General features: G+C 34.7%; 11 protein-coding genes. 6 read left to right on the top strand and 5 right to left on the bottom strand.

What is annotated here, in order from left to right; all coding sequences use genetic code 11:
- Positions 1–46: 46 nt before the first annotated feature.
- The 5 genes from H592_RS0118810 (at position 47) to sppA (ending at position 6,239) form a co-directional block, all read left to right on the top strand.
- Positions 47–823: a hypothetical protein gene (locus tag H592_RS0118810; protein WP_028870137.1), complete on the top strand. Its 777-nt coding sequence runs from the start codon at positions 47–49 to the stop codon at positions 821–823.
- A gap of 197 nt (positions 824–1,020) precedes the next feature.
- Entirely contained in the window at positions 1,021–1,428 is a 408-nt protein-coding gene (locus H592_RS23435; protein ID WP_051369269.1) for a hypothetical protein, read from the top strand.
- A gap of 75 nt (positions 1,429–1,503) precedes the next feature.
- Positions 1,504–3,201, top strand: coding sequence for an AAA family ATPase (locus tag H592_RS0118800; protein ID WP_182689656.1), 1,698 nt, complete (start codon positions 1,504–1,506; stop codon positions 3,199–3,201).
- Between the two features lie 150 nt (positions 3,202–3,351).
- On the top strand, positions 3,352–3,891 hold the full coding sequence (gene fabA / locus H592_RS0118795; RefSeq protein ID WP_028870135.1) for a bifunctional 3-hydroxydecanoyl-ACP dehydratase/trans-2-decenoyl-ACP isomerase: 540 nt from the start codon (positions 3,352–3,354) through the stop codon (positions 3,889–3,891).
- Between the two features lie 485 nt (positions 3,892–4,376).
- Positions 4,377–6,239 carry a signal peptide peptidase SppA gene (gene sppA, locus H592_RS0118790; RefSeq protein ID WP_028870134.1) on the top strand — a complete coding sequence of 621 codons (1,863 nt, stop codon included), beginning with the start codon at positions 4,377–4,379 and terminating at the stop codon, positions 6,237–6,239.
- Between the two features lie 76 nt (positions 6,240–6,315).
- On the opposite strand, the gene H592_RS0118785 is transcribed toward sppA, so the two are convergent.
- A complete protein-coding gene (locus tag H592_RS0118785) occupies positions 6,316–7,287 on the bottom strand; it encodes a Gfo/Idh/MocA family protein (protein WP_037072224.1) in 972 nt (323 codons plus the stop codon).
- 66 nt (positions 7,288–7,353) lie between these two features.
- Here H592_RS0118785 and H592_RS0118780 point away from each other — a divergent pair, with 66 nt between their 5' ends.
- Positions 7,354–7,815, top strand: coding sequence for a DUF2919 domain-containing protein (locus H592_RS0118780; protein ID WP_028870132.1), 462 nt, complete (start codon positions 7,354–7,356; stop codon positions 7,813–7,815).
- A gap of 97 nt (positions 7,816–7,912) precedes the next feature.
- Here the strand turns inward: H592_RS0118780 and H592_RS0118775 are convergent, their stop codons facing one another.
- The 4 genes from H592_RS0118775 to H592_RS22835 all read right to left on the bottom strand — a co-directional run.
- Positions 7,913–9,199 carry an NAD(P)/FAD-dependent oxidoreductase gene (locus H592_RS0118775; protein WP_037072222.1) on the bottom strand — a complete coding sequence of 429 codons (1,287 nt, stop codon included), beginning with the start codon at positions 9,197–9,199 and terminating at the stop codon, positions 7,913–7,915.
- Positions 9,200–9,487: 288 nt separating this feature from the next.
- Positions 9,488–10,027, bottom strand: a complete 540-nt coding sequence (gene ycfP, locus H592_RS0118770; RefSeq protein WP_028870130.1) for an alpha/beta hydrolase YcfP — start codon at positions 10,025–10,027, stop codon at positions 9,488–9,490.
- A 261-nt stretch (positions 10,028–10,288) separates the two neighbouring features.
- Entirely contained in the window at positions 10,289–11,308 is a 1,020-nt protein-coding gene (gene nagZ / locus H592_RS0118765) for a beta-N-acetylhexosaminidase (protein ID WP_028870129.1), read from the bottom strand.
- Between the two features lie 166 nt (positions 11,309–11,474).
- Positions 11,475–12,160, bottom strand: a 686-nt coding sequence (locus tag H592_RS22835; protein ID WP_037072219.1) for a FimV/HubP family polar landmark protein, incomplete at its 5' end; no start/stop codon positions are given.

Here is a 12,160-nt window from a genome sequence, read left to right as displayed (position 1 = left end):
TGTTCTATAATCTGCCTTCTACGCAATTTTTTATTTAAGAGTTTCTATGTTATATACAATAATTTTTGGTCTGATTGCTTTATTGCTTTTTGTTTTAATTGGTTACAATATAATTGAACAATATAAACAAAAAGGTGAAGCTGAAAAACGTATTACTATGAGTAAGCAACGGGCTATTATTACAGAGGTCGACGAACTCCTATTAACCGCAACAAAAATTCCATTCACCAAATCATTGCTATTAATAATGCAAAATAGAATTAGAAATGCGCTATTAACCATGGTAAATCTATTTCCAAGCACCCCTGCTATTCGAGAACACCTAACTAATACAGATTCACAAATTAAGCAAATAAAAGAAAATTACACTACACCCGATACTAATAGTTTTAGAACTCCAGAAGATAACAAAGAAGCACTAGCGTTATTGCAAGTTACAAAAAAGATACGTGCGGTGTTACGCTCGGAGCATGCAAAAGGTAAAATCAGTACAGATATATTCGTTGCAGAAGCACAACAAATCGAGATGATGCAGCTAAAAATAAACTTAGAAAATAGTATTAAACGTATTAATGAATCTAAAGCTGCGCAGCAATTCGGCAGTGCTAATCAAATGATAAATAAAGTATTAAAGGCCATTGATTCTGTGCCCACCAAAGATAATTATCTGCAAAATAAAGAACAACAATTGAAACAATATGCAGAAGAAATTCGATCGCATTTAGCTAAAGCTAGCAATGAAGAGTTACAAGCAATACAAAAGAAAGAATCAGAAAATGAAAATGATTTAGATGCTTTATTTGCTGAAAGGAAAAAGTGGTAATCCTTGCCCTTTTGCAGCGATTATAAATTAGCCTAAAAATCAAAATCACACCATCTCAAGTTGGATGTTCTTTATGCGCTCAGATTGCACTTCATGTCGATTAGTAATAAGTCAAAAAATAGTACTAAAAAAGATATTTAATTTGATACAAATCAATAACTTTTAAATAATCTTGCTTATTATAAGGATACATAATAATGAGTAAGGCAATTGCTATGCAAGAAATTACAACTGAGCAGCAACATATTTTACAGCAGCACCTATTGTCTGAGTTTGCGGTGTTAAAAGAAAAAGTGAAAGCAAGATTAGCTACTTCATCAAAGCCATACCTTAATGACTTAGTTGAGCAGGTGGATAATATGAATGCGGATACTTTGATAGATAGCTTAGTACACAGCGAAAGTCATTCACTTAACCTTTACAAAAAACAAATAAAAAGCATAGATGCAGCGCTGCAAGGTATGGAATTAGGGTTATATGGTTTATGCTCTGATTGCGAAACTGCATTAGACATCGATGCTCTCTTTAAATGTCCAACCCAACAACGTTGTGATAGTTGTGAAACTAAATACCAACAACAAAAGGTGAAGGGTTTTAAACTATAAGTACATTTTATTGTTAACTTTATTAGGAGGGATGTGATAAATTGCCCTCCTTTAACGTTAACTAGAGCATACATTTTGATCAAAACTATTTCGCCTTTAACTACAAGCAATGCCTCTAGCAAGAAAGATCAGATTAGTGAGCAAATAACTCCCCTGTCAGCACAGCAATGTACAACACATTTTGACGTCTACCTTAAACAGTATAAAGAAATTCAAAAGGGTGAATTAGCAGAGCTATTTTCCGATGCTGTTTCTATTATTTCGCACTATTTAAAGCTGCCTACACCACTGTTGTTGATTAATAGTCGTCATTGGTTAAGTGCGGAGCAACTGCTTAAGCAGGTGATTCCAGATACTTACCCCACTCAGTACCTTTTAAGTTTTAATCAAGAGATACTATTTGGGCGCATCTCATTAATGAATGATGGCGAGTTAAATTTTGCTGATGGACAATTAAAAAAATCTAATGGAGGACTACTTGTTCTTAATATTAGTCCTTTATTAGTTGAACCGGGTCTTTGGTTTAAACTTAAGTCAGTATTACAACGTCAATATTTACTTGCGAGTGACGCAGTTAATGCTGAAAAAATAAAGCAAATATTACCTGATTTATCAACTCAGCTTATTACGACCAAAATCATTTTAGTAGCCAGTCGGTTGCAGCTTGAAGAGTTAATTCAAATCGATCCAGAATATGCACAAGTGTCTTCATTATTTTGTGAATTAGCAAACCAAGTGCCAGTATCTCAAAACTCTGTTAATGCTATTGTGAGTTATTGTCACAATTTAACGAAGCAATTGGGGTTAAAATCATTACAAGATGAAGCATTAGCGACATTATTAAACTATTTATCGATTCAATGTGAACATCAAAAACAGTTATTATTTTCACCAGAGTTAATAAAACAAATATTACAATATGCAAACCTTTTCACTGACAACAAACAAATCACTAAGCTTGATTTGGTTGCTTATTTCGAAGAGATAGATCAAGCCCAGTCATTAGCCAGAAAATACAGTGAGCAATCTTTGCTTGAAGGACAAGTGAACTTGCAGTTATCCGGAGAAAACATCGGACAAATTAATGGCTTAGCAGTTGTTGAACTATTAGGTTATCCCTGTGAATTTGGTGAAGTATTTAGAATATCGGCCAGTGATATGATTGGCGATGGTGAAATTATAGATGTTGAACGAAAAGTAGAACTTGCAGGTAATATCCATGCAAAAAGTACATTGATCGTACAAGGTTATTTAAATCATTTCTTTAGCCATATCAGTGCATTCCCGTATTCTTGTAATTTAGTTTTTGAACAGTCATATCAAGAAAGTGATGGCGATAGCGCTTCATTAGCTATCCTACTAGCTGTTAGCTCCTGTTATGCACAATTTCCAGTGAAGCAAAATATCTTTGTGACAGGCTCATTAGACCAACATGGTAACGTACTAGCTATAGGAGGTATCAATCAAAAGATAGAAGCTGTTGCGCGTCTATTTGAATTAGGCTTGTTAGATGCGCCTATTTCAATTGTTATGCCAAAAGCCAATCAAATAAATTTAACACTGAATATGAATACTTTAGCGTTAGTAGAATCAGGTAAAATTAATATTCACTCAGTTTCACACTGCCATCAGGCTTTTCCTTTATTATTAGGAAAATCTTTTGAGCAAGTAATTAAAGCAATTAATACAAGAATTGAGATCACCGCTAAAGAAGAGATGGATGAAACATCAGCTGGCTTGTTTTCTCGGTTAAAAGACTCTATCTTCAATTAGTAGAATAAAAAACAAAATACAATCAAGGACTTTGATTATTCTTGATTGTTTTTAATAGCTCATATACAGTATGGCGCTCATTATTTCGTGGTATTAAGTTAATTTCCTCTTTAATGCCTCACCTTATCAATTATCTTAAGAAAAGTGATTATGACTAAAATCGTATCCCAAAAAGAGTTGGGTAAAAACTCTTACAACAAAGAAGAACTTATTAAATGTGGTCAAGGTGAGTTATTTGGTGAAGGTAACTGTCAACTACCTGTTGATAATATGCTTATGCTGGATCGCATTATTTCTATTACTTCCGATGGTGGAGAGCATGGCAAAGGTGAGTTGATTGCTGAATTAGATATTGATAAAGCTTTATGGTTTTTTCAATGTCACTTTCCTAATGACCCTGTTATGCCTGGTTGCTTAGGACTGGATGCTATGTGGCAACTAGTTGGATTCTTCCTAGGTTGGAGCGGTGGTCCAGGTAAAGGACGTGCGCTAGGTGTAGGCAACGTAAAATTCACGGGGCAAGTATTGCCTACCGCGAAGAAAGTAACCTACCGCATCACAATGAAACGTTTAATTATGCGTAAACTTGTAATGGGTATTGCAGACGGTGTTGTTGAAGTAGATGGTAAAGTTATTTATACAGCAGAAGATCTAAAAGTAGGTTTATTTGTTGATACTTCAAGCTTCTAATACTGATACTAATTCTAGGTCTAACTAATTTAGTTAGATTTAAATTATCGGAAGCAATTATTAGTTAAGAAATTTTAACGAAGAAAAGCACTAATTACTCAAGTAATTGGTGCTTTTTTATAGAGATTGTTAAGCCCTATCTGTGTTTATGTTAATTTCATTAACTAGGTGCACCATTATTGGCAAAGAAAAATGCATTAATTTAAGGTAGAAATCGCATCAAATAGCTTGTCCCTCTTACAAAATTTCTAACCCCAAAGGGATCAATTTTAAGCAACAATAATGATCTGCTATGAACCAGAATTGCCATTAATACCAAACCATATTCCAAAAGTTAGCTAGCATTTTGCCTTTATCGTACTTTTAGCTAAAAAAAAGTTTATGATAACTCCATTATAAGGGCAATATCACTGTTGCCTGATTTACTATCAATTACCTTTTTCTATCGATTAACATTAATCACCACTGCACTTGAAGGATCTTTTATGGCTATTATATTTCGCTTTATTAATCAGTTTTTTAGAAAATTATTTAAACTGATTAATTGTCTCCGTTTAATCATACTTAATGCCATCTTTATTTTTATCGTCTTGTTGATTGTTGTTTCATTCAACGAAACAGAAGAAAAAATCTATGTTGCAGATAACTCTTATCTGCAAATAAACTTAAATGGTTATATCGTAGAACAAAGGCAACCTGCAGATCTTTCTCAAAAAATAACAAATCAGCTAACCGGTACTGAACAAGAGCAAATACAAGAATTCGAAACACAAGCGCTAATTAATACAATTCAGCATGCACAACATGATGATAAAATTACTGGGCTGGTGTTAGAACTTAGCGGGTTAAGATCAGCAAGTTTAGATCAACTTTCGGATATTGGTGATGCAATCAATGAATTCAAAAAGTCAGGTAAGCCAGTTTACGCTTATGCAGATAATTATAGCCAAACGCAATATTATTTAGCCGCCTATGCTGACCATATAACTCTTGCTCCCAATGGGTTAGTGATCCTGCAAGGTTACGCAGTTAATCGTTTGTATTTTAAAGATTTACTAGATGAGCTATTGATCACACCGCATATTTTCAAAGTCGGCACTTATAAATCTTTTGTTGAACCATTTACTGAAACAAAAATGTCTCAATACAGTAAAGATGCAAACAAACATTGGTTGGACCAATTATGGCAGGGTTATATCGATACAGTGCTATTACAAAGAAATAATATTGACTCATTAAGTGCACAATCCATCAACCCAAGTTTAGATCAACTTAAACAACAATTACGTACAGTTTCTGGCGACGGAGCCCTGTATGCAATGAGCGTAGGTTTAGTAGATGAACTTGCCTATCATGAGCAGTTTATTGCTAACCTGACGCTCAAAGCAGAAACAAAGTCTAAACCGCTAAATCGTATTGATTACAACCACTACGCATCAAGCTTACCTCCAATTTATACGTTTACCGGTAGTAACAATCAAATCGCTGTTATTCATGGTTCTGGAGAAATAGTGTCAGGCACTAGTGATGCAACAACGATTGCAGATAAAAGTTTTAATACATTATTAAAACAAGCACGCTTAAATAAACAGATAAAGGCCGTTGTTATTAGACTGGATACACCCGGTGGTAGTGCATCCGCTTCAGAGCTGATACGTCAACAAATACTTGCATTAAAAAAACAGGGAAAAACTGTCGTTGTCTCAATGGGGTCAGTGACCGCTTCAGGTGGTTATTGGATAGCCTCTGCTGCCGATAAAATAATTGCTTCCCCAACTACATTGACGGGATCGATTGGTATATTTGGTATGTTTGCCACTATTGATAAAACCTTAAATAAAATAGGCATTCATCAAGATGGTGTCTCAACTAGCCCTTTATCTGACGTTGGTATAACTCAACCACTTAACCCTCAATTAGCTGAAATTTTTCAGATAGGCATCGAACACGGCTATCAAAGCTTTTTAGAGGTAGTAGCGGATGGGCGAGATATGACCAAGCAGGAAGTAGATAAAGTTGCTCAGGGTCGAGTATGGACAGGTGTGGATGCACTACAACTAGGCTTGGTTGATGAATTGGGAAATTTACAAACTGCGATCAACTCAGCAGCACAATTAGCGTCGTTAAGTGAATATGATATTGTATCAATCCAACCTGAGATATCACCAAAGCAGTTATTTATTAATAAATTACTATCGCAGTCGATTAGCTTTTTACCGTCAACGATCATGCAATCTTCGCCTTTAATTGAGGCTTTTCTTCGTTTAGAAAAACAAAGCAACTTCATTACCCGCTTAAATGATCCAAAGAATCATTTTATTTACTGTACCCAATGTAGAATAGAATAAACTTAAATTTACCTCACCATTACTTAATACAATAATGGTGAGGCAAGTATTTTAACCCCAAAGCCAGTCAAAATAGTTAAGCTTTATTAATTTTCGCTAAAGTGTTTACCTGCTTTAATACTTGATCACAAATTTGATGCGTGATCAGGATATCCTCAGCAATTCTTTTATTAAATAAACCAACTTGCAGTTGCTCTAACCAATCTTCAATTAGTGAAACAAAGCCTCGCTTATATAGAGTTTGCTCCCAATCATTAAAAGATAAGCGTTTAAATTGTTGTTCTTGGTAAACTTCACCTTCATTTAGGTTATCTACCTGCCAACTGCTTCCTTTACTTGTTACCAATAACCGCTCTTGATTGATTCCTGCAATACGGTTCATATTGGCATTCAAAATTGAAAATTGGCTCTGCCATGATATTTGTAAATTGGCTAGTAAATCAGATTCAAATTGAGCCATCACATTTATATGTTTGGGATAAAAATCAGACTCGCAATCTAAATAACGTACAGTATCAATAACATGAATAAAGTCGTCAAAAATAAATGTTTCAGCAAAAGCGGGTAGGTTAAATCTGTTTTTTTGTACTGTAATATCTTTATTTACAGTCATATTTTCACTTAATGAAGATTTAATTTCCTGTACCAGTGGCGAATAACGCCGATTAAATCCAACATAGATTAAAACATTGTGTTGCTCTGCTAATTGTATTAATAAATTAACTTGCTGAATGTTATCGCTTAAAGGTTTATCTACATAGACTGCAATATTATGCTCAATAGCAAGCTTTGCGAGATGATAATGAGCAGATGTTGCGGCGTGGATCATTATCGCATCAGGTTTGCTTTTAAGTAACATCTGATAATCATCAAACACTTCTGCAATTCGATACTTATCTGCTAATAATGACAACGTGTCAATATTTCTAGAACAAAGTACGGGCGTTATTAGTGGATGTTGCGAAATGATCGGCAAGTATGCTTTTTGAGCAATATCACCTAGCCCAACCATCGCAATGCGTTTTTTAATTAGATTATTTTCGCTCATTAACAATTCCTATTAGTATTCACCAGCACTTTCAATAATAATGAGATAAAAATTATTGGGTCAGCTATGAAAAAACGTTTATATGCATTACAACATTATACAGAATCCGGTGATTTAAAGGCGCCTCCCATACTGTTATTTATTTTGTTATTCCTTTCTAGGACATGGGTATTATTAATTATCTCTGTCGCTTCACAACAAACAGGTAATACACTACTACAAATTTTTTATCCTGAAAAAAGTCATTTCTATTTAGGCTTATCAGTCGGCGTACTCCCAGTACTTATTTTTATTATTTCAGGACGTCGTCACGCACAGGACAAATGGGCAATACGTTGTTGGCCTTGGTGTTTCTTTCTTATTTTATTAACCACTTTCAGTGATTTAGCATTGCAGTTATATTATTTATATATGATGCATTTTACCTATTCAGTCGCTGCATCTTTACAAATAGTGTTGGTTACCTGGAGTTGTTTATATCTGTTCAAAAGTAAACAACTAAGAGATTGCTTTAACATTACAAATTAAAAATGCCTCAATAAAGTGAGGCATTTTATAATTTTGAAAGCGTTAAAAATAAATAAGTCGCATTAGAAATAAATAATGAAACTTTAAGAGTTTAGATTTAATGTAACTTTAGGCGTGGACGTAAAACACGGTTAATACGTTCAACTAAAGTCATTAAGCCAGTTCGAATATAACCATGTAATGCAACTTGGTGCATACGATATAAGGAAATATAGACAACACGAGCTAAACGCCCTTCTATCATCATAGAACCTTTCATTAAATTCCCCATTAAACTACCCACTGTACTGTAGTTACTTAGTGAAACTAATGAACCGTAATCAGTATATTTATAATCAACTAGTGGTTTATTATTCAATGTCGCTAAAATATTTTTACCCACTAACGATGCCATTTGATGAGCAGATTGGGCTCGAGGAGGAACAAAGCCACCACTTGGTAATGCACAACTTGCACAGTCACCAATCGCATAGATATCTTTATCTAAGGTAGTTTGCAATGTTTGTTTAACTATTAACTGGTTAATTCTATTGGTTTCTAAACCTGCCAATGATTTCATGTAATCAGGTGCTTTAATGCCTGCCGCCCATACGATCAGATCTGCTTTGATCAACTCACCAGATTTAGTTAACAACCCTTCAGAGTTTGCTTCAGTAACCATAGTATTAATACGTACATCTACACCTAGTTTTAGTAACTCTTGATGCGCTGATGCTGAAATACGTTTAGGTAAGGCAGGTAAAATACTATCACCCGCTTCTATTAAGCTAACATGTAAATCTGTACTTTTAATATGTGAGAACCCATAGCTAGAAACTTGTTTAAGTGAATTATATAGTTCCGCAGATAGCTCTACACCCGTTGCGCCAGCACCGATAATTGAAACATTTACAGATTTTGTTTCTTCAACCCCTAACTGCAGGTACTTGTTTAACATGCGATGATGGAATTTTTTGGCTTGTTGTGGACTGTCTAAGAAAATGCAATGTTCACGCACTCCTTTAGTATTAAAATCATTACTGACACTACCTAACGCCATCACTAAAATATCATATTCAACTTCACTAGCTGGTAATATCATAGTGCCTTCTTCATCTATCAAAGGGTCAATTGAAATAGTTTTTTTAACGCGGTCAAGATTACGCATTGCGCCAAGTTTGAAGTTAAAATGATGATTAGTTGCGTGAGCACGGTAACTTACCGCATCAATACCGTCATCTAACGAACCGGCTGCAACTTCATGTAAAAGAGGTTTCCACAGGTGAGTACTATTTTTATCCACTAGCGTGATATGCGCTTTTTGTTTACGCCCTAATTTATTGCCTAATTTAGTTGCTAACTCTAACCCGCCAGCACCACCACCAACTATTACTATTTTCTTCATAACCACCTCAATAATTTAATTTTTTTACAAAAAACAACTTATTTTGTGACAAAAAGTATTCTTTTGTAAAAAAACTGACCTAGATCTTATTATTAAGAATTTAAGGTTATAAAAAAAGGCGACTCAAGTCACCTTTTTTTATGGTTTGATTATCAATAATGTTACTTGAAAGCGATTTTAGTTGTAAAAAGTAAAATTTTTACCGTAAGAAGTGATTAACGCCTGTGGATATAATACTTATTGAGTAGACAAATCCTGTGCAAAATAACTACATATACCGTTTATTTATTAATCATCTTTGAATTTTTTAATTGTCTGAAGGTGGGCTGCAATATCAGAAAATTTATGACTTTGTTTATCATCAACAATAATAGGGTAATAATTCGATAACTCATAATCACTAATTTCGGTGTTTCTGACCAAATCCGTTGCAGATAAAATGCATAAACAATTAGGTTTATTTTGTTCTCTAAAGTCACTAGCACATTTAGTTGAGATATCTAAATATTCTTCAGGCCATTCAATACGGCCAACCATATTATCTTCAGGATGCAAATTTGGATTAAAAATAACTTGTTTAATACCGCATAAAAACCCTATACGTTCGCTCCAATATCCTCCTAAGCCTACACCACAAATAAGTGGAGATTTGTCATCACTATCTTGCACATGTTGATGTACCTCTTTAAGAATATGGCTCATATCATGCTTAGGATGAATAGTGCTGTAATGAACAAAACGAACATCTTGATCAATGAATTTTAATTGCATCACTTTCTCGTGATTACCAGGGCTCGTTGCATCAAAACCGTGTAAATATATGATCATTTTTAAATTCCGCCTTTATTATTCTTAACTGTTATTTAGCGATCTGTCTTTTGAGTCTACAAACATTGCCAACTTCATTTTATTTTTTGATAATAAATGGGCAAGTATTGTTATTATATTAGTAGTATAACTAAATCTCATTGTCAGTGCTTAAATTAAAACATTCTCTCAGTATAGGCACAGCAACTTTTAATCTAGTCTAAGTAAATTGTTAAAGAGTGCAAGCCTTGCTTAATACTAATTAGACTCGCTTAGCAGTATTTAACTTTGATCAGCAAATTCAAGTAGTAAGCGTCTATGTTCCAGCCAAGTTTGATTCTTTTGTAATGGCAATTTAAGTTTGCTTTTTTGTGCAAGTAACGACTGAATTAGTGGTTCATTATTTCTACTGTTAGTTAATGTTAATCCGTCTAAAATTTGCATTGCGGCAGGTGTGTCATTACACGCTAAAATAAGATCGCAACCGGCATTGATAGCACTTTTAGCTCTTGAAAGGTGATCTCCGACAAAACTAGCACCATGCATTGAAATATCATCACTAATTATTGCGCCTTTAAAGCCTAATTGCAGCTTCAAGATTTTCTGTAGCCAATATTCAGAAAATCCACAGGGTAAATCATCACATTGTGAATAAACAACATGTGAAGGCATGATCGCATCTAACTGACCGGCATTAATTAATTTGATGAAGGGTTGCATATCATTGTTAAATATTTCCGACTCACTGCGTTTATCAACGGGTAATGCAATATGAGAATCTGCTTTGACACTACCATGTCCGGGAAAATGCTTGCCAGTGCTTGCCATACCCGCTTCTCTCATTCCATCAATATAAGCACTCGCAATAATACTAACTTGATCATGATGTTTACTAAAACTACGCTCTCTAATTACATCGGAGATACCATTAATATCCAACACTGGAGCAAAGCTTAAATCAATATCACAGGCGATCAATTCACTGGCCATCACAAAAGCGCTGGCTTTTGCTAATTTAAGCGCTACTTGTAAATCATTTGATTGTGTTAATAGGTCTCCACATGCAGGTAACGATGTAAACCCTTCTCGAAAACGTTGCACTCGTCCACCTTCGTGATCAACAGCGATAATGATCTGATGTTTTGCATAAAAGCGGATTTGCTGCACGAGCTCTTTCAATTGTACACGGTTGTCAAAGTTACGGGTAAACAAAATGACACCCGCCACTAACGGGTGGGATAGATACTCTTGTTCTGAAGGTGTTAATGAGACCCCTTCCACATCCAAAATAATTGGTCGCATACTATTTTTATTCCAATTTAAAAAAGCCAGCAATGCTGGCTTGTTAGATACACAAATATAGGGTGATAACGCTAATGAGGTATGCTTTCTAGCATTTCACTCGATTAAGTTACTCAGCGAATTAAAATACTTAGTGTATCTGTTTAGCAGATTGATTTACAAAATATTATTTAATTCTTGCGAGTAATTTTTGTACCTCTTTTAATTTATCATCTGATGCAGTAGTTAATAACTTGTTTAAAATGTCCTTAGCCCCTTCTTTTTCATCTATTTCTAAATAGGCACGAGCCAAATCTAATTGTGCGGCTATACCATCATCATCACTGTCAAACTCAGTGAATGACTCTACCACATCCGGGAACTCATCAAGGCCAAACTCTAGATTGAAGTCTTCTTCATTTATCGCATCACCCCCACTACTTGTTAATAATGTGTCGATATCAATAAATTCATCATGCTTACTTTTATCTATTGTAGGTAATTCAACATCCTCATCAAAGGCACCTTGGCTTAATTGTTCTGCTAATGATTTGCCTTCACTGTCACTGTCCTGATCGTCTGATTCTTCGCTTACTTCATTATTATCTAGTTGATCACTTAATTGCTCTGCATCAGTCTGAGCTTCCTCTGCAGCATCTAACTCGGAAATACTTTGGTCAACACTTTTTAAAGTTGAAAGATCAACATTTTCAAATTCACTTAAATCATCGTCGATAATGTCATCTGTATTAATAGCTTCAGATGACTCAGCAACTGTCTCTTTCTCCGCTTCAGTTTCTTGATTGATGAGCTCTTCTATATCATCAACAGTTTCACTTACCGCTTCTGGTTTAACTTCTGCATCTGATTCAG

The organism is Psychromonas arctica DSM 14288 (assembly GCF_000482725.1).
Classification (GTDB): domain Bacteria; phylum Pseudomonadota; class Gammaproteobacteria; order Enterobacterales; family Psychromonadaceae; genus Psychromonas; species Psychromonas arctica.
The sequence above is the reverse complement of the archived record's forward strand: the minus strand, read 5'-3'. Positions and strand labels throughout refer to the sequence as shown.